We start from the raw sequence: 17969 nt of genomic DNA, 5'->3' as shown, positions 1-17969 counted from the left end.
GCTTGGCCACAGAATCGGCTGCTGCGACAGCCGGGGTCTAAGCTGGATGCCATGACTCTTGAGTTCTCCCAGCTGGGTCTCGACCCGGAATTCGTCGATTACACGCGCGGCTGGGACATCCAGCGCGAACTCCATGGGAAGGTCCTCGCCGGCGCCGCCCCGAGCACGGTCCTGCTGCTGGAGCACGCCGCCGTCTACACGGCAGGCAAACGCACCGAAGACCACGAACGGCCCTTCGACGGCACACCCGTGGTCCCGGTGGACCGCGGCGGCAAGCTCACCTGGCATGGCCCGGGGCAGCTGGTCGGCTACCCCATCATCAAGCTTAGGAACCCGGCCGGGATCCGCGACTACGTGGAGCGGCTTGAAGCCGTCATCATCGCCGTCCTGGCCGACTACGGCATCGAGGCGGTCCGGATCAAGGGGCGTGCCGGCGTCTGGATCGACCAGGACGAGAAGGGTCCCGCGCGCAAGATTGCCGCGATCGGCATCCGCGTCAACGAGGGCGTCACCATGCACGGCTTCGCCATCAACTGCAATAACGACCTTGCACCGTACGCCCAGATCATCGCCTGCGGGATCACCGACGCCGGCGTCACCACCATCGCGCAGGAGATCGGCCGCAACGTCACCCCCGCCGATCTCGTGTCGCGGATCATCGAAGAACTGCGCAACAATGAAGAAGCGCTAGTTGCAACCCATGAAGGAGCTCTACTGTGACCCTGGCACCAGAAGGCCGGAAAATGCTGCGTATCGAGCAGCGCAATGCGGCCACCCCGGTGGAACGCAAACCGGAATGGATCAAGGCCAAGGTCCAGATGGGTCCCGAGTACGTGCAGCTCAAGAACCTCGTCAAAAAAGAAGGCCTCCACACCGTGTGTGAAGAGGCCGGCTGCCCCAACATCTTCGAATGCTGGGAAGACAAGGAAGCCACCTTCCTGATCGGCGGCTCCGAATGCACCCGGCGCTGCGATTTCTGCCAGATCGACACCGGCAAGCCCTCCCCGGTGGACGTCTTCGAACCCACGAAAGTGGCCCGCTCGGTCCAGGCGATGCAGCTCCGCTACGCCACCGTCACCGGTGTGGCCCGCGACGACCTCGCCGACGAGGGCGTCTGGCTCTACGCCGAAACGGTCCGCAAGATCCACGAACTGAACCCGGGCACCGGCGTCGAGCTCCTGATTCCCGATTTCTCCGGCAAGCCGGAGCACATCGAGGCGATCTGCGACTCCAAACCCGAGGTGTTTGCGCACAACGTCGAGACCGTCCCGCGCATTTTCAAGCGCATCCGCCCGGCCTTCCGCTATGAGCGGTCCCTGGATGTCATCACCCAGGGCCGCAACCTCGGTATGGTCACGAAGTCCAACCTGATCCTGGGCATGGGCGAGACCCGCGAGGAAATCTCCGAAGCGCTCCGGGACCTGCACGACGCCGGCTGCGACCTGATCACCATCACCCAGTACCTGCGCCCGTCCGAGCGGCACCTGCCGGTTGACCGCTGGGTCAAGCCGCAGGAGTTCGTGGAGCTGCAGCAGGAAGCCGACGAGATCGGATTCCTGGGCGTCATGAGCGGGCCGCTGGTGCGTTCCTCCTACCGCGCGGGCCGGCTCTGGGCCACCGCGATGCGCAAGAAGGGCTGGGAAATCCCGGCCCAGCTCGCCCACATCGAAAGCTCGGGCAGCACCCGCCAGGAAGCCAGCTCACTGCTCGCGGCGCGGTCCTGAATCCAGCTGTAATGATCGCGGCGAAGGGCCGGCACCGGAGGAATCCGGCGTCCGGCCCTTTGCTGTCCATCACGTAGAATTAAGGCACTATGGCGAATTCCCCTGATTCCAGCAACCCCACTCCGGCTTCTGATGCTCCGAAGCGCGGCCTCTTTTCCCGAAAGCCCAAGGTGGCCAAGGTCAAGAAGCCGAGCCGTCTGAAGCAGATCCGGGAAGTCTTCCAGATGACCCGCCAGCACGATCCGATGGTCCCGTGGCTCATGCTGCTGGCGTTCCTCGGCGTCGTGGCTGTCAGCTTCCTCATTGGATTCCTGCTGGATAACTGGATCACGGGCCTGATCATCGGCCTCCCGCTGGGTCTCCTCGCAGCAACCCTGATCCTGTCCCGCCGCGCCGAGCGCGCCGCCTTCGCCCGGATTGAAAACCAGCCCGGAGCGTCGGGCGCTGCGCTGGGCACGCTCAAACGCGGCTGGATCGTCGAGGAGCAGCCCGTCGCGGTGAACCCCCGCACCCAGGACGCCGTTTTCCGCGCCATCGGCCGTCCCGGCGTCATCCTGGTCAGCGAGGGCCCCAGCCACCGGGTCAAGCCGCTGCTCGACGCTGAACGCAAGCGGCTCGCCCGCATCCTGCCCAACGTCACCATCCACGTGATTGAAAGCGGCCGTGGCGAGGGCCAGGTTCCGATCAGCCAGGTCTCCAAGAAGATGACCAAGATGAAGAATGAACTGACCAAGCTTGAGGTCAGCACGGTGTCCAAGCGCATCTCTTCGCTCGGAAGCCGCCTGCCCATCCCCAAGGGCATTGATCCTTACAAGGCCCGCCCGGACCGCAAGGCGGCCCGCGGACGCTAGGCCACACGCCAGATACGCAGGATCGCCCCGGCAACCGCCTTCCAGGCCGGCAGCCGGGGCGTTTCCTTTGCCCAAGCTCATATCGTCCCCTCGGGACAGAACCCGGAGATTCCGCCATGAAACTTCCGTCCACTTCTGCCGTGATCCGCATCTTCCGGGTTTTGGCCATCGCCGAGGGCTTCAGTTGGGCCGCGCTGTTGGTAGGGATGTTCCTCAAGTGGGTCACCCGGACCACGGAACTCGGGGTGGAGATCGCGGGCCCGATCCACGGGGCGTTCTTTATCGGCTACGGGATCGCGGCGCTGACTTTGTGGGGCATGCTGCGCTGGCCGTTCCGGGTGGCCCTGTTCGCCGGGCTCTCCGCGGTTTTCCCGTTCGCCACGGTCTGGTTTGAGCGTTGGGCGGGCCGCCACGGTTACCTGACGGCAAAGGCCGGACAGGGTGCTGCCCAGCCGGCGCAGGAGAAGGCCGGCGAAAGCGCCAGGGTCTAGCCGCGATTACACTCGTGGGTGCTTTCGCCTGGATGGCAAAAGACGGGACGCCGCCCGCACCCAGCTGACGCAAATGGCCGCTATACCGGGAGGTTTAGCGGCCATTCGTGGTTAATGGACGAGGCATTGCGGCCATTCGTGGCGAACGGACGAGGCTCCGGTGCATCTGGCGCCGGGCGGGCACTAGCGCCGTCCGGCCGACGCTACATGCGGACGAGGACGGTGTTCATGGCCTTGTCGTGGAGCCCGCGGTGGTCCGGGTCGAAGATGACGGCGGGGATCACGAGGCACAGCAGGAGGCTGCGGACCAGAGCCGGCAGGGGGCCGGCGGGGCCGCCGCCGAGCCGGACGACGTGGATCCCCATGATGCGGTGGCCGATGCTGTAGCCGAGGGTGCCCACCAGCAGCGCCTGCTCGACGGCGAAGACGGCCAGGGTCGCCCAGGGGTCGCCGGCGAAGGTGTAGTTGCTGATCAGCAGCGCGATGGCCCAGTCAACGCAGATGGCGACGATGCGCCGGCCGGCACGGGCGATGGAGCCCGGCCCGGACTCCGGCAGGCCCAGCCGCTCCCCCGGGTACTTCGAAATGCCGGATGTGTCCGGCCCGCTGAGCCAGGAACCTATGTCTTTACGATCAACCACCCTCCAAGACTATCGGCTTTGGATGCCTCCCCGCGCTGTTCAGAGTGTGGACCTTCAAGGGCCACACTGTGGTCACGGATAGGCCACGTTGTGGACAGCGACTACCGTTTACCTGTCAGGGCATTCTGTAACCTGCCGGAAACAAAGCGGACACCGTGGGGAAATCCCGTGTCCTTAGAGTGGTAACAGTTGCTAGCGGCATAGGAGCGGGGAGACTTTTGTGTTTTCCCCGCTGTCGGACTGCGCTGGACCACACGGCCTGACGGCCAGATCTTTCACATGCATAAGGAGCATAGATGTTCAAGACTGCGGACGAAGTCCTCAAGTTCATCAAAGACGAAGACGTTAAGTTCGTCGATATTCGCTTCACCGATCTCCCTGGCGTTCAGCAGCACTTCAACGTGCCCGCCAAGAGCGTTGATGCGGACTTCTTCGTCAACGGCCAGCTCTTCGACGGATCTTCGATCCGCGGTTTCCAGGGCATCGCCGAGTCGGACATGCAGCTCATCCCGGACGTTACGACGGCGTTCCTCGACACATTCCGCATGGAGAAGACCCTTGCGCTGAACTTCTCGATCGTGAACCCGCGCACCGGTGACCCCTACCACCGCGACCCCCGCGGTGTCGCCGAGAAGGCCGAGGCCTACCTGGCTTCCACCGGCATCGCCGACACCGCCTTCTTCGCACCCGAGGCCGAGTTCTTCGTCTTCGACAACGTCCAGTACGAGTCCTCCCCGCAGGGCAGCTTCTACAAGATCGATTCCGAGGAAGCACACTGGAACACCGGCCGCGAAGAAGTGGGCGGAAACCTCGGCTACAAGACCCCGGTCAAGGGCGGCTACTTCCCGGTCTCCCCCACCGACAAGCAGGCGGACCTCCGCGACGCCATGTGCATCGCCCTGGACGAAGCCGGCCTTGAGGTCGAGCGCAGCCACCACGAAGTCGGCTCCGCCGGCCAGGCTGAGATCAACTACAAGTTCACCACGCTGACCCACGCGGCTGATGACCTGCAGAAGTTCAAGTACGTCATCAAGAACACCGCCGATGCCTGGGGCAAGTCGGTCACCTTCATGCCGAAGCCGGTCTTCGGTGACAACGGCTCGGGCATGCACTGCCACCAGTCGCTGTGGAACGGTGGAGAGCCGCTGTTCTACGACGAAAAGGGTTACGCCGGCCTGTCCGACATGGCCCGCTGGTACATCGGCGGCCTGCTCAAGCACTCCTCCGCCGTGCTGGCCTTCACCAACCCGACGGTGAACTCCTACCGCCGCCTGGTCAAGGGCTTCGAAGCTCCGGTCAATATGGTTTACTCGCAGGGCAACCGCTCCGCCGGTATCCGCATCCCGATCACGGGCTCCAACCCGAAGGCCAAGCGCATCGAGTTCCGCGCTCCGGACCCCTCCTCCAACCCGTACCTGGCCTTCGCTGCCCAGCTGATGGCCGGCATTGACGGCATCCGCAACCGCATCGAACCGCCCGCTCCGATCGACAAGGACCTCTACGAGCTCCCCGCCGAGGAAGCCAAGGACATCCCCAAGGCCCCCGGTACGCTCGAAGAGGCCCTGGATGCCCTGGCCGAGGACAACGAGTTCCTCCAGGCCGGCGGCGTCTTCACCCAGGACCTGATCGACACCTGGATCGAATACAAGTACGAGAACGAGATCCGTCCGCTCTCGCTGCGCCCGAACCCGTACGAGTTCGAGCTGTACTACGGCGTCTAACTACAGGCTGTCCCCAAGGGATTGCACGACGGCGGCCCCCACCTTTCGGTGGGGGCCGCCTGCCTTTAAGCCTTCGCCATCCGCCGTCCGGTTCAGCGCTTTCCGTACTTTCGGTGCACGGCCTGCTTGCTGACGCCGAGACACGTTGCGATGGCTTCCCACGACAGCCCTGCCCGGCGCGCACGCAGTACCATTTCTGTCTCGATGCGGGCCACTTCCTTGCGCAGCTCGGCCACCTCGCACAGCGCCTCCGCCGGGCCCTTGCCGTCCATAGAAGCAAGATGTGTTCTCACCGGGCACCTCCTTGCGTCAACTTTAGTTGTCAACCCAGGCCGCGAGTCACCATAAGTTGACACCTTTGCGGCTGTCCGCCGAATCGCCGGACCGGAGCCCACTGAATTCTCTTGTAGCACTTGTCCCTGGCCCCTCCCCGTCGCGGTAAGGGCATTCTTTGGGGGAAAAATTGAAGAGATCTCTGTCGCGCGCGGCTTCTGCCGTCGGTGCCGCCATCGTCCTGTCCGCAGCCGGCTTCGCAGACCCTGTCCTGGCCACTGAGGCCTGCTGGGATACCAGCCGCGGGACGACGTGCCGCGACTACGGCGAAAGCGCCACCGGCCTCGCCAAGGTTCGGGCAGCGGTCCATCCGACCTTCGCCGGCATCCTCAACGCCGGGCAGACGCTCACGTCCTCTCCCGGCCTGTGGCTCTTCGGCCAAGGGACCGAAACCGAAACCCTGAAATACCAGTGGCTGCGGGACGGTGTCGCCATCCCCGGAGCCGTGGACAAGACCTACAAGATCACGGCGTCCGACGACGGCCGGTCGCTGGCGCTGCGCGTGACCGCTTCCGCCCAGGGGGTGAACGACGGGGTGGAGACCACCCTGCCGTCCCGGAAGATCAGTGCGGTCAACACGGCCGGGTACACGGCGCGGCCCGGCATCACCGGCGATGTTCCGACCGTGTGGGGCCGGACCAGGGTCGGATTCACGCTCGAGGTCAGCAGCCTGGGGACCTGGTCGCCGGGCTGGACGCCGGTGCAGCTGCAGTGGCAGGCTGACGGGGCGGATATCGAGGGGGCCACCGCCGACACCTACACAATCAAAGCTGCAGACGTGGACAGGGTGGTGACCCTCAAGGTGACCGGAAGCGCGGACGGCGTGCCCAGCGTGTCCCTGTCGAATTCAGCCACGGCCGTCAGCCCCGGCTACATCGAACCCACCGACGAAATGTGGCTGGCCGGCGGGGACAGGGTCGGCAATACTCTCCACGTGGAACGCAGCCAGGGGTGGTATGCCGGCGGCGAACCGGTGACCCTGCTCTACCAGTGGGAGCGGGACGGCCAGGCGATTCCCGGGGCCAGCGCAAGCACCTATACCGTCGTGGCCGCCGACAGCGGGCACCGGATCCAGGCCGAAGTCACCGCCACTGCGCCCGGCTACCTGCCGAACACCCGGACGTCGCTGTACACCGACATCCTCGACGCCGGTACGGGCGGGAACGGCGACGTGGACCCAGGCGGCCAGCCCGTCCCGGAACCTGCCCCCGTCCCGGCACCCATCGAGCAGGCACCGGCCGCTCCTGCCCCCGGCCCGGACCCGGCCGTTCCGGCTCCTGAACCGGCACCTGCCGAAGAAGCACCCGTCCGTCAGTTCCCCGCAGTTCAGCCATTGGCCCAGCAAGCCCCCGCCCGGAACTCCGGTCCGGTGCAGGCTGCCGGCGGCAACGTCCACCCGCAGGTCCCGGAGGCCCGCCAGGCTGCCGCCACCGGCGCTGTCGGCCCTGCCGAAACAGGTGCTGCCCCGGCGGAACCGGCACCCGCGGTCCCGGCAACAGCTGACCCGGCAACAGCTGCCGCGGCGGGCCCGTCGCCGTCGCCGTCGTCATCCGGACCAGCCGCCACAGCACAGGCCGCCGCCACACCGTTCAACCCGTTGCCGGTTTTCTTCACGGTCGCCGGTGTCCTGATCGCCGCCGGGCTGGTCTGGGTCATCCGTCCGCTGCGCGTCTCGGCACGAAGAATTGTGGGCCGGAAAACCCCGTAGGACCTGCGTGGACCCGCGGCACCCGTCGGCGGGTCAGAACGGCCGGTACATGGTCCGTTGCGGGCCGGCGTCGCCGCCGAGGTACTGGCCGCGGTCCGCGAACCCGGCCCTGCGGTAAGCGGCCTGCCCGGCAGGGTTGTGTTCGTTGACCGAGAGGACCACGCCTGCCTGCCCGCCGCCGAGCGTTGCCGTCAGCTTGGCGGCGGCCTGCACGGCAGCCTCGGCTGCCAGCGTGCCCAGGCCTTTGCCCTGCTGCCGGCGGTCGATCAGGAAGCCGCGCAGCAGCCAGACCGAATCGTCGTCCGCCCAGCCGGCCAGGGTCGCGGCTCCGGTCTGCAGCGTCAGGACCCCGACAGCCGATCCGTTGGCATCAATGGCGAAGGGGTGCCGGGAATCCTCTTCCAGCCCGATCAGCACCATCCGCAGCGGCTCCCCGACGAACTTGCGCTGGCCGTCCAGGACGTCGAGTCCAGCAATCTCCCCGAGCTTGATGGCGCGTGCGTCGTCGTCGAGGTCCTTCAGCGGCAGCAGCCACACGTGTTCAGCCATAAAAGAAGCCTACCCACGCCAGCGGGTGCCCCGCCTCCGGGTGCTGTGCTCAGCTCAGAGTGCCGCGTCCTTGGGCGGACCGGCCGGGTCCATCCAGAACACTTCCCACAGATGACCGTCCGGGTCCTGGAAGCTGTGGGTGTACATAAATCCGTAGTCCTGGGCTTCCTCGGACGGGGTCCCGCCGGCGGTGAGGGCCGTCCTGACCACCTCGTCCACGGCCTCGCGGCTGTCCAGGGAGAAGGACATGATCGCCTCGGTGGTGCTGCGGGCGTCAGCGAGGGGTTTGGACGTAAAGGTCTTGAAGTAGTTCTCCACCAGCAGCATCACAAACGCGTCGTCGTTGATGATCATGCACGTGGCGTTCTCATCGGTGAAATCGGGGTTGAAGGAAAACCCCAGCGCGGTGAAGAACCCAACCGATTTGTCGAGGTCCTTCACGGTCAGATTCACGAACATTTGCTTGGCCATGGGCCCAAAGTAGCACCGGGGCCCGGCGCGTGTCAGCCCTTGCCGGCCACCACCGGAGCTCGCCGGAACCCTGCCAGGGTCCCGGCGGACAACACTACTGGCCGTAGAAGACCCGTTCGAACACGCCCCGGGCCCGGCGGCTGAGCCGCAGGTAGTCCTCCTCGAGCGCCGCGGCGTTGCCCTGCCCGTAGCCGCACCAGCGGGCCACCGCTTCCAGGTCCCGGCGGGAGGACGGCAGCACATCCGAGGCCCGGCCGGTCCAGATCACATTGGCCGACCGGATCCGGCTTGCCAGGCGCCAGGCCCGGAGCAGGATCACCACGTCCTCCGCATCGAGGAGCCCGACGGCGGCCGCGGCTTCGAGCGCCTCAACGGTGGAGGTGGTCCGAAGCTCGGGGTGCTGCCCGGCGTGCTGGAGCTGGAGCAGCTGGGCCAGCCATTCGACGTCGCTCAGGCCACCGCGGCCCAGCTTCAGGTGCCGGGCCGGGTCCGCGCCGCGGGGCAGGCGCTCCGCTTCCACGCGGGCCTTGACGCGCCGGACCTCGCGCGCGTCCTGATCGGAGAGCGACTCGGGGTAACGGATAGGGTTGATCAGCGCCACGAATCCGGCGGCCAGCGCGTCGTCGCCGGCCATCGGGCGGGCGCGCAGCAGCGCCTGCGCCTCCCACACGAGCGACCACCGGCGGTAATACTCCGCGTAGGACTCCAGCGACCGCACCATGGGCCCGCTCTTGCCCTCCGGGCGCAGGTCGGCGTCCACCATCAGCACGCGCTCGGCGAGGATGGCAGGTTTGAGCGGCTGGGTCAGCAGGTTGGAGAGCCTGCTGACGATCTGCAGGGCCTGCTGCTGGGCCTCGTCGTCCGGGACTCCGGGAAGACCGCGGTGCACGTACATAACGTCCGCGTCCGAGCCGTAGCCGATCTCCCGGCCACCCTGACGTCCCATGGCGACCACCAGTACCTGCGTCTTGAGCGGCTCGTCGGCGGTGACCATGGTTTCCGCGACGCGCAAGGCGCCCAGGACCGCGGCCCGGTCAGTGTCTGCCAGCGCTGCGCCGACCTGGTCCTGGTCCAGCAGCCCCGCGCTGTCCGCGATCGCAATCCGCAGGATCTCGCGGCGCCGGATCAGGCGGATAAGGCGCATCGCGCTTTCCGGCTCCGCGTGCCGGGACATCTTCGAGACGATCTCGAGCCACTGCGCCTCGAACGTCACCGGCACCAGTTCCTTGTCTGAGCCGAGCCAGGCCACGGATTCGGGCGAGACCTCCAGCAGGTCGGCGATCAGGCGGGAGTTGGAGAGCACGTGGCAGAGCCGCTCTGCCGCCGCCGTCGAGTCCCGGAGCATACCGAGATACCAGTGGGTGGTTCCGAGTGCTTCACTGACCCGCCGGAAAGCCAGCAGCCCGGCGTCGGGGTCCACGCCCTCCGCGAGCCAGCCGAGCAGGATCGGCAGGAGCTGGCGCTGCAGCGCGGCGCGGCGGCTGACTCCGCCGGTGAGGGCTTCGATGTGGCGCATGGCGCCGCTCGGATCGAGGTAGCCCAGGGCAGCGAGGCGCCCTTGCGCGGCTTCCGGGCTGAGCTTGGCTTCCTCGCTGCTGAGCGCCGCCGCAGTGTTGAGCAGCGGGCGGTAGAAGATGCGTTCGTGCAGCTCACGGACGGATCGTTTGGTCTTGCGCCAGGCCTCGGCCAGGGCATCAGGTTTGGGCCGTTCGCTGGAGAAAGGCCCCAGCACGGCCTTCGCGAGGGCCCGCAACGAGGCCTCCTTGACCGGCATGAGGTGGGTGCGGCGCAGCTGGAAGAGCTGGATCCGGTGTTCGAGGAGACGGAGGTAGCGGTAGTTGCGGTCGAACTCGGCGGCGTCGGAGCGGCCGATGTAGCCGCCTGCGGACAAGGCGGCGATGGCCGAGGTGGTGTCGCGGCAGCGCAGCGTCTCGTCGGATTTGCCGTGCACCAGCTGCAGCAGCTGGACGGTGAATTCGACGTCGCGCAGTCCTCCCCGGCCCAGCTTGATCTGCCGCTGCTCTTCCTCGGCGGGGATGTGTTCGGTGACGCGGCGGCGCATCGAGCGGACGGACTCCACGAAGCCTTCCCGGCCGGCGGAGGACCAGATCAGCGGTGCGACGGCGGCCTCGTAGCGGGCGCCGAGCTCGGTGTCCCCGGCGATGGTCCGGGCCTTGAGCAGGGCCTGGAACTCCCAGCTCTCGGCCCAGCGGGCGTAGTAGCTCTGGTGCGAGGCAAGGGTCCTGACCAGCGGCCCGGACTTGCCCTCCGGACGCAGGTTGGCGTCGACCTCCCAGAGCCCGGGTTCGCGGCCGACGGACATGATGGCCCGGGAAATGCCGGAGGCCAGGGCTGTGCCGATCGTGTTGGCGCGCGAATCGTCGAGCTCGCCGGACTCGATCACGTAGATGACGTCGACGTCGGAAATGTAGTTGAGTTCGCGGGCACCGCATTTGCCCATGCCGATGACGGCCAGCCCGACGTCGGCCACCTCGGTGGCGCTGAAGTGTTCGGCGGCCTCGGCCCGCGAGACGGCCAGGGCCGCCTCGATCGCCGCGCCGGCGAGATCCGCCAGCTCGGCGCCGGCGGCGGGCATAAAGTCCAACGGATCCGCGGCGCAGAGGTCCTTGACGGCCAGCTCAACAAGGCCGCGCCGGTACTCCGTGCGAAGCGCCACGTAGCCTTCCTGCCCGGTCAACGCCGCGACCGGGCGGGCGGACTTCGGATCGGCATGCACGGAGCGCAGCAACCTGGCACGCAGCCCTGCGGCGTCCGCGGCCCGTGGTTCCGGGCTGGCGGTCACCTCGAAGGCCTCCAGATGCTCGGGATGGCGGATCAGGAACTCGCCCAGCGCCTCGGAGGCGCCCAACACCCGGTACATGGGTTCGCTGCGTTCCGCTTCCGCGACCGCCAGCTCCCGCAGGTCGGGGTGCTTTTCAATCAGCCGGACCAGCGACTGCAGCGCCGTGTCCGGGTTCGCGGCCAGCTGCAGCCCGGAGAAGAGGATGTCCTGGTCCAAACCCTCCAGCTCCGGGGCGGCCAGCCACCGTTCGCCGTTTTCCAGATCGCTGAAACCGGCGGCAATAAGGCGTCGTGCCAGGCTCACCCGGGCCGCCTAAAGGATGCCGAGGTTGCGCTGCAGCTCGTAGGGCGTGACCTGGAGACGGTAGTCCTGCCACTCGGCACGCTTGTTCCGCAGGAAGTGCTCGAACACCTGCTCGCCCAGGATCTGCGGCATGAGTTCGGAGTCCTCCATCGAGCGGATGGCGTCGTGCAGGCTGGCCGGGAGCGGGTCGTGGCCCATCGCACGGCGTTCGGCCGAACTCAGCGACCAGATGTCGTCCTCGGCGGCGGCGGGAAGCTGGTAGCCCTCCTCGATGCCTTTGAGGCCGGCGCCCAGCAGCACGGCGTAGGCGAGGTAGGGGTTGGCTGCCGAGTCGATGCCGCGGTATTCGATCCGTGCGGACTGGCCCTTGCCGGGCTTGTAGAGCGGGACGCGGACCAGGGCGGAGCGGTTGTTGTGGCCCCAGCTGAGGTAGCTGGGGGCTTCTCCCCCGCCCCAGAGCCGCTTGTAGGAGTTCACGAACTGGTTGGTGACCGCGGTGAACTCCGGGGCGTGCTTGAGGATGCCGGCGATGAACTGCCGGGCCGTCTCGGACAGCTGGAACTCTGCTCCCGCCTCGTAGAAGGCATTCGTGTCGCCCTCGAAGAGCGAAAAGTGGGTGTGCATGCCGGAACCCGGGTGGGCCGTGAACGGTTTCGGCATGAAGGTGGCGTACGTGCCCTGCTGGAGCGCGACCTCCTTGATCACCGTGCGGAACGTCATGATGTTGTCCGCGGTCTGCAGGGCATCCGCGTAGCGCAGGTCGATCTCGTTCTGGCCGGGGCCGGCCTCGTGGTGGCTGAACTCAACGGAGATGCCGACCGATTCCAGCATGGTCACGGCTGTACGGCGGAAGTCCTGTGCCACACCGCCCGGAACGTGGTCGAAGTAGCCGCCCTCATCCACGGGGACGGGGGCACCGTCCGGACCCGGCTGCTGGGACTTGAGCAGGTAGAACTCGATCTCGGGGTGGGTGTAGCAGGTGAAGCCCATGTCCGCGGCCTTGGCAAGGTTGCGCTTGAGGACGTTGCGCGGATCAGCGGCGGAGGGTTCGCCGTCGGGAGTCAGGATGTCGCAGAACATCCGGGACGTCGCCTCGGTCTCGCCGCGCCACGGCAGGATCTGGAAGGTGGCGGGGTCCGGCTGGGCCAGCATGTCGGATTCGAAAACGCGGGCCAGGCCCTCGATGGAGGAGCCGTCGAAGCCCAGGCCCTCCTCGAACGCACCTTCCACTTCCGCCGGGGCCAGCGCCACGGACTTCAGCGATCCGACGACGTCGGTGAACCACAGCCGCACAAACCGCACGTCGCGCTCTTCGATCGTCCGCAGGACAAACTCTTGCTGGCGGTCCATACTGGCCTCTTTCCGGTTCTTTCGTCCGTGCCCCAGGCCCGTCATGCATGGGGCCCGCAGCTGCTCACGGTTCACTTTACTAATCATTGACACCGATTGCTGGCGCAGCTGCCCCGCGTAACACAGCGTTAACACCGGGAGGCCATAATTCGCCGCGCCAGGGCCTCCACCGGGCGTCCGGCCGGCAAGCGTGTGATGTGATTCACGCGCCCACGGGCTGGAGCCCGGTAGCTAGGACGCGAGGTATCGCACTACGCTCGTGCCATGGCCACAAGCACCAGCCCCGATTCCAGCATGCCCGCAGAACTAGCCGCCCCCTATGGCAACGGCCCGGCGGGCGTGTCCGCGGCCGCGGGTTCCCCGGCGGGCCAGGAGCCTGGCGCCCGGAAACCGGTGGCGAAAATCCGCACCCACCACCTGCGCCAGGCCAAGCTCAACGGCGAGCGCTTCGCCATGCTGACTGCCTACGACCAGTACACGGCGGAAATCTTCGACCAGGCCGGCATCGAGGTCCTCCTGGTGGGCGACTCAGCCTCCAACAATGTCTTCGGCAACGAAACCAGCCTGCCCGTCACCGTGGACGAACTGCTCCCCCTGTGCCGCGCCGTCACCCGCTCGGCCAAGCGCGCCCTCGTCGTGGCGGACCTTCCCTTTGGCAGCTACGAGGTCTCCGCCCAGCAGGCGGTGGCCACCGGCGTTCGGTTCCTCAAGGAAGGACTGGCCCACGCGGTCAAGATCGAGGGCGGGAAGTTCTACGCCGAGACCGTCCGGGCCATGGTCCAGGCCGGCATCCCCGTGATGGCACATATCGGATTCACTCCGCAGAGCGAGCACGCCCTCGGCGGCTACCGGGTCCAGGGCCGCGGCGATGACGCCCAGCGGCTGGTCGACGACGCCGTCGCTCTCGCCGACGCCGGTGCATTCTGTGTCCTGATGGAAATGGTTCCGGCGGCGACGGCAGCTGCCGTGGACGCCGCCGTCGACGTCCCCACCGTCGGCATCGGCGCCGGCAACGCCACCACCGGGCAGGTGCTGGTGTGGCAGGACATGGCGGGCCTGCGCGGCGGCAAGATGGCCAAGTTCGTCAAGCAGTACGCGGACCTGCGCACCTCCCTCAATGACGCCGCAAAAGCCTACGGCGAGGACGTGCGCTCCGGCCAGTTCCCCGGCCCCGAGCACTCCTTCTAGGCGGCCGCCGCGGGCTGGCCTCCAGGGCGCCACCGCGGAGTCGCGGTACCACCTCATCCTTCGCGAACGATGCGGTGGTCCGCCAGTCCGGGCACGCTGGCCTTTAAGGGCCTGCACCAGGTCCCAGCAAATGTTCCGCCGTCCCGGACGGATTCGTGGCGAAGCGACGGGCCAGACGCCGGCGGACACTAGTGGAGGAGTAGCCATGGACTCAATTACGACTAACTTCTGGGACATCCTGCTGTGGAGCTTCTGGTTCTTCATCTGGATCTCCGCACTCATGGTGTGGTTCCGCTGCCTGTTTGACATGTTCGGGGACGGCACCCTCAGCGGCTGGGGCAAGGCCGGCTGGGCGATACTGCTGGTCTTCCTGCCCTGGATCGGCGCCATCATCTACCTGATTGCCCGTGGCCGCAGCATGGCCGACCGCCAGATGGCCATGATCGCCGACCGGGAGGCGGCCCAGCAGAAGTACATCCAGCAGGCCGCGGGAACGTCTGCCAGTCCCGCCAGCCAAATCGCCGATGCCAAGGTCCTGCTCGACTCCGGAGCCATCAACCAGACCGAGTTTGAGTCCCTCAAGGCAAAGGCCATGGTCTGAGCCGGGCTGCATGAAACTCACCTGGCTGGGTCACTCCTCGGTGGTCCTGGATCTCGATGGGGTTCGGGTCCTGACCGATCCGCTGCTGCGTCCCCATGCGGGGCTGCTGCGGCGCCTGGCACCCCGGCCGGACCCCGCGTCGTGGAGCCGTCCCGACGTCGTGCTTCTCTCGCACCTGCACCATGACCACGCCGAGCTGCGCTCCCTCCGTATGCTGTCCGGGGCGGTCCTGATGAGCGCCCCGGCGAACGTCGCCTGGTTGCGCCGCCGGACGCCGATGGACACAGTGCCCCTGGGGGACAGCTGGACCCCGGTGGGCCGCGGCGTCAAGATTCGCCAGGTGCCGGCCGAGCATCGTCACCGCCCGATGCCGCATCGGCCCAACGACGCCCACGGCCAACTGGTGCGCGGCCCCTCGGGTACCGTCTGGATCGCCGGAGACACGGGGTTGTTTCCGGAGATGGCCGGGCTCTCCGGCATGGCCGGCGGCCGCATCGATGTTGCCCTGGTGCCGGTCTGGGGGTGGGGACCGAGGCTCTCGGCGGGACACCTGTCCCCCGAGACCGCGGCCCGGGCCGTCGCTCTGAGCGGCGCGCGGTTCGCCCTGCCGGTGCACTGGGGAACGCTGCACCCGCCCTTCGTCACACGCTTTGCCCGGAGCTGGCTTGAACACCCCGGCCGCCGTTTTGCTGACGCTGTGGCGGAGCAGGCTCCGGGCTGCACGGCTGTCGTCCTCTCCCCCGGCCAGGCATGGGCCTCGCCCGGGTGAGCCGGGCGCCGTGAACCGGCCTGCGGGCCACGCCCACCGCGGAGGTCCGGCCACTCAATGCGGGGACGCCGTCGTGGCGCGCTGGCCACAGGCCTCAAGCATCGACACCAGCACCCGGTGGAGCTCATCGGCACCCTCTATCCGCTCGGGCAGCCCGGCCATAAGATCGGCCGGACCGAGGAGTACCGCACGGTCCTGCCAGCCGCCGAGGCCCCCGTGGGATCCGACCAGGCCCTCGAACGCCGCGACGTCGTTGGTCACCGGATCAACCATGCTGTTGACGTAAAGATCCGGCGCCGCGGGGTCCATCAGCGCACGTCGGAGCACCCGCGCCGCGTGGGATCCGAATCCCGCCAACGGGTCGGTGCCCTCACCCGCACCGCTGGTGAGGTCGAGGCGTCCGCCGCTCCCGATCGCCCACGTCCGGCCGTCGTCATCGATCCCGGCGACGAACGCGACGCCGGGATGGCCTGCCAGGCCGGAGACCAGGGCCGGCCACTCCCTCGCGAGCCCCCCGAGCGTCCAACGCCGGTCGCCCCGCACGTAGACCAGACCCAGGTTGCCCGAGCCCAGCACGACGACCGGCTCCCCGGCGGCGGCGCCGGGGTCTGTTGTCCGCTGTGCCTTGGTCAGCCCCTCGTTGGCGCGGGCGGCGAGTTTCCCGGTCATCCCCCCGGCAGCGATGTCGCCGGCAATGGAGTCGGCGCGCCCCAGCCCTTCGACGGACGCGTCCACCGTCTCCACGTGTTCCTGCATGAGTTCGGCGCACAGATCACCGAGCGTCCGGCCGTACCGGTCAGCGAACGGAGTGCCCTGGGACTGGCCGTGGTCCGAAAGCACCACCAGCCGGTAACGGCGGGGCGCCGAACCGGCGAGCCGGGCCAGGGACCCCAGCGTGCGGTCCAGGCCATCAAGGGCGGCGAGGGATTCGGGCCGGAAAACGCCTGCGTGGTGGGCGATCTCGTCGTAGTCCACGTAGTCGACATAGATGCACTTCGTGCCACGACGCAGCTCCTCGGCGACAAGGGCCGTGTTCAAGTCATGCAGAAGGCTGTTGGTCACTGCCCGCAGCAGGGCGAAGGTCCAGTCCCGGTGCACCCGCGGGTCGAAGTCTCTCCTGACCTGTCGCCGGGCCTGCCACCGCTCCTTGAGGACTTCCCCGACGGTCCGCGTGAAACTGCGCATGAACCCGTTCGGTGAGGTGAAAAACCAGGCGAACGCCCGACGTGTCTGGGTGGAGCCGCGCCGGACCTCGACCCGGCTCATCGTCAGAAGCGATCGGGGCGCGTCACCGGTGAACAGGTTCGAAATGGAGACCCCGTCGTCGTAGAGCAGGCCCTGGCCGGTGCTGTGCCTTTCCTCAATCACCCGGGCGTCTGCCGGGCGGTTGGCCACCAGGACCCGTTGGAGTTCCCGGTCGTACCACCGGAAGGCGGGGATCCCGTCAACTGTGCCGTGCAGAATGCCCAGCTGGCTGGCTGGGGTAGTGCAGGGCAGTTGGGGAGTCCATTCCCGGCACGTGTAGTCCCCCGAGGACAGCCAGCGCCGGATATGCGGTACCGCCCCGGACTGGACCGCCCACTGCAGCACCGGGAACGGGACACCGTCGAGCTGCACGAACAGGACGCCGTCCACCTCCGGGTCGGTCACCGTGTCCTGCCGGCGTGCCCTGCCGGCCAGGGAGGTGATCAGTCCGTCATCAGTACCGGCCGTGGTGGCCCACGAGATGAGGGTGGCCACGACGGCGCTGATCCAGGTTGCAACCAGGGCGGTCCCCGCCGTCGACTCGATGCCGGGCACCAGACGAATGGCGACATACATAATCAGGGCTTGAGCGACCACAGCCGCAAGGAGCACCGCCAGCCAGCCCACCCTGGCCGAGATCTCCACCAGCGCGGGGCGGAGGACCAGCCCGACGATGCCGGCCACTGCTGCCACGGCGGCGTAGTCCCACCAACTGGAGGCAGAGAACCCCGGCAGCAGCGCGCCGGTGACGATGAGGGCCACCGTCGAGGCAGCCCAGGCGGCGGCCAGCCTGGCCAGGTCGGTGACCCGGACGCCGCGGGTGCGGGTATCGCTCGTCGGCATTTTCCCAGTATGGCCTGCCGCAACCGGCGCTCACTCATCCGCACCGGGTGAGAAAAATCAGTCCCGGGAGCGGCGTTAGCCCGCGGGGCTGGGCTCACGCCGCTTCCCTGCCTCGCCGATGGGCCGCTGGGCCCCGGAGCCCTGCCCGGAAGGGTTCCCGCTCCTCAGCGTTCGATCAACCAGCTAGTCGTCGTCGTCGCCCTTTTCCCAGGATTCGTTGCGGGCTTTGACCTTCTCGAGGGCGTGTTCAGCTTCTTCCCGCGTCTTGTACGGGCCAATCAGCTGGCTCCAATCGGACATGGCGTCCTCTTCAACCTCGTGCGTGTTGACGTTGTACCAGTACTCCGGCATCGATGCTCCTCAGCTGATATTTGTTGG

The 17969-nt window shown here is 67.5% G+C and carries 17 protein-coding genes; 9 read left to right on the top strand and 8 right to left on the bottom strand.

The features are described from left to right. The first annotated feature begins 51 nt into the window (after nucleotides 1–51). The 4 genes from lipB to ABIB29_RS14135 all read left to right on the top strand — a co-directional run bounded on the left by lipB (nucleotide 52) and on the right by ABIB29_RS14135 (nucleotide 3066). Nucleotides 52–720 carry a lipoyl(octanoyl) transferase LipB gene (gene lipB / locus ABIB29_RS14150; RefSeq protein WP_354173440.1) on the top strand — a complete coding sequence of 223 codons (669 nt, stop codon included), beginning with the start codon at nucleotides 52–54 and terminating at the stop codon, nucleotides 718–720. Further along, entirely contained in the window at nucleotides 717–1724 is a 1008-nt protein-coding gene (gene lipA / locus ABIB29_RS14145) for a lipoyl synthase (protein ID WP_354173439.1), read from the top strand. Before lipB ends, lipA begins: the two co-directional genes overlap by 4 nt. 89 nt (nucleotides 1725–1813) lie before the next feature. After that, a complete protein-coding gene (locus tag ABIB29_RS14140) occupies nucleotides 1814–2575 on the top strand; it encodes a DUF4191 domain-containing protein (RefSeq protein ID WP_354173438.1) in 762 nt (253 codons plus the stop codon). A gap of 116 nt (nucleotides 2576–2691) precedes the next feature. Next, nucleotides 2692–3066, top strand: coding sequence for a DUF3817 domain-containing protein (locus tag ABIB29_RS14135; protein WP_354173437.1), 375 nt, complete (start codon nucleotides 2692–2694; stop codon nucleotides 3064–3066). Nucleotides 3067–3269: 203 nt separating this feature from the next. On the opposite strand, the gene ABIB29_RS14130 is transcribed toward ABIB29_RS14135, so the two are convergent. Further along, on the bottom strand, nucleotides 3270–3707 hold the full coding sequence (locus ABIB29_RS14130; RefSeq protein WP_354173436.1) for an RDD family protein: 438 nt from the start codon (nucleotides 3705–3707) through the stop codon (nucleotides 3270–3272). A gap of 296 nt (nucleotides 3708–4003) precedes the next feature. Between ABIB29_RS14130 and glnA (ABIB29_RS14125) the strand changes: the two genes are divergently transcribed. Then, nucleotides 4004–5428, top strand: a complete 1425-nt coding sequence (gene glnA / locus ABIB29_RS14125; RefSeq protein ID WP_354173435.1) for a type I glutamate--ammonia ligase — start codon at nucleotides 4004–4006, stop codon at nucleotides 5426–5428. Nucleotides 5429–5520: 92 nt separating this feature from the next. Here glnA (ABIB29_RS14125) and ABIB29_RS14120 read toward each other — a convergent pair whose 3' ends face one another. Beyond that, a complete protein-coding gene (locus tag ABIB29_RS14120) occupies nucleotides 5521–5700 on the bottom strand; it encodes a death domain-containing protein (protein WP_502915621.1) in 180 nt (59 codons plus the stop codon). Nucleotides 5701–5891: 191 nt separating this feature from the next. Between ABIB29_RS14120 and ABIB29_RS14115 the strand changes: the two genes are divergently transcribed. Continuing rightward, the gene (locus ABIB29_RS14115) at nucleotides 5892–7469 is read left to right on the top strand and encodes a hypothetical protein (protein ID WP_354173433.1); all 1578 of its coding nucleotides are present in this window, start codon (nucleotides 5892–5894) and stop codon (nucleotides 7467–7469) included. Nucleotides 7470–7502: 33 nt separating this feature from the next. Here the strand turns inward: ABIB29_RS14115 and ABIB29_RS14110 are convergent, their stop codons facing one another. The 4 genes from ABIB29_RS14110 to glnA (ABIB29_RS14095) all read right to left on the bottom strand — a co-directional run bounded on the left by ABIB29_RS14110 (nucleotide 7503) and on the right by glnA (ABIB29_RS14095) (nucleotide 12945). Continuing rightward, nucleotides 7503–8018 carry a GNAT family N-acetyltransferase gene (locus tag ABIB29_RS14110; protein ID WP_354173432.1) on the bottom strand — a complete coding sequence of 172 codons (516 nt, stop codon included), beginning with the start codon at nucleotides 8016–8018 and terminating at the stop codon, nucleotides 7503–7505. A 54-nt stretch (nucleotides 8019–8072) separates the two neighbouring features. Then, nucleotides 8073–8489 carry a VOC family protein gene (locus ABIB29_RS14105; protein ID WP_354173431.1) on the bottom strand — a complete coding sequence of 139 codons (417 nt, stop codon included), beginning with the start codon at nucleotides 8487–8489 and terminating at the stop codon, nucleotides 8073–8075. Between the two features lie 94 nt (nucleotides 8490–8583). Further along, complete coding sequence (locus ABIB29_RS14100; protein WP_354173430.1) at nucleotides 8584–11595, bottom strand: bifunctional [glutamine synthetase] adenylyltransferase/[glutamine synthetase]-adenylyl-L-tyrosine phosphorylase; 3012 nt, start codon at nucleotides 11593–11595, stop codon at nucleotides 8584–8586. Nucleotides 11596–11604: 9 nt separating this feature from the next. Continuing rightward, nucleotides 11605–12945 (bottom strand): type I glutamate--ammonia ligase, encoded by a 1341-nt coding sequence (glnA, locus tag ABIB29_RS14095; RefSeq protein WP_282383217.1) that lies wholly within the window; start codon nucleotides 12943–12945, stop codon nucleotides 11605–11607. Nucleotides 12946–13209: 264 nt separating this feature from the next. Here glnA (ABIB29_RS14095) and panB point away from each other — a divergent pair, with 264 nt between their 5' ends. The 3 genes from panB to ABIB29_RS14080 all read left to right on the top strand — a co-directional run bounded on the left by panB (nucleotide 13210) and on the right by ABIB29_RS14080 (nucleotide 15503). Then, nucleotides 13210–14133 (top strand): 3-methyl-2-oxobutanoate hydroxymethyltransferase, encoded by a 924-nt coding sequence (gene panB / locus ABIB29_RS14090; RefSeq protein WP_354173429.1) that lies wholly within the window; start codon nucleotides 13210–13212, stop codon nucleotides 14131–14133. Between the two features lie 205 nt (nucleotides 14134–14338). Next, nucleotides 14339–14734: an SHOCT domain-containing protein gene (locus tag ABIB29_RS14085; RefSeq protein ID WP_354173428.1), complete on the top strand. Its 396-nt coding sequence runs from the start codon at nucleotides 14339–14341 to the stop codon at nucleotides 14732–14734. Nucleotides 14735–14744: 10 nt separating this feature from the next. After that, nucleotides 14745–15503 carry an MBL fold metallo-hydrolase gene (locus ABIB29_RS14080; RefSeq protein WP_354173427.1) on the top strand — a complete coding sequence of 253 codons (759 nt, stop codon included), beginning with the start codon at nucleotides 14745–14747 and terminating at the stop codon, nucleotides 15501–15503. Between the two features lie 54 nt (nucleotides 15504–15557). Here the strand turns inward: ABIB29_RS14080 and ABIB29_RS14075 are convergent, their stop codons facing one another. Continuing rightward, nucleotides 15558–17591 carry a phage holin family protein gene (locus ABIB29_RS14075; RefSeq protein WP_354173426.1) on the bottom strand — a complete coding sequence of 678 codons (2034 nt, stop codon included), beginning with the start codon at nucleotides 17589–17591 and terminating at the stop codon, nucleotides 15558–15560. 183 nt (nucleotides 17592–17774) lie between these two features. Beyond that, nucleotides 17775–17942: an SPOR domain-containing protein gene (locus tag ABIB29_RS14070; protein WP_310059893.1), complete on the bottom strand. Its 168-nt coding sequence runs from the start codon at nucleotides 17940–17942 to the stop codon at nucleotides 17775–17777. Nucleotides 17943–17969 lie beyond the last annotated feature (27 nt).

Origin of the sequence: Arthrobacter sp. UYEF36, assembly GCF_040547025.1 — a bacterium.
Lineage (GTDB): Bacteria > Actinomycetota > Actinomycetes > Actinomycetales > Micrococcaceae > Arthrobacter.
The sequence above is the reverse complement of the archived record's forward strand: the minus strand, read 5'-3'. Positions and strand labels throughout refer to the sequence as shown.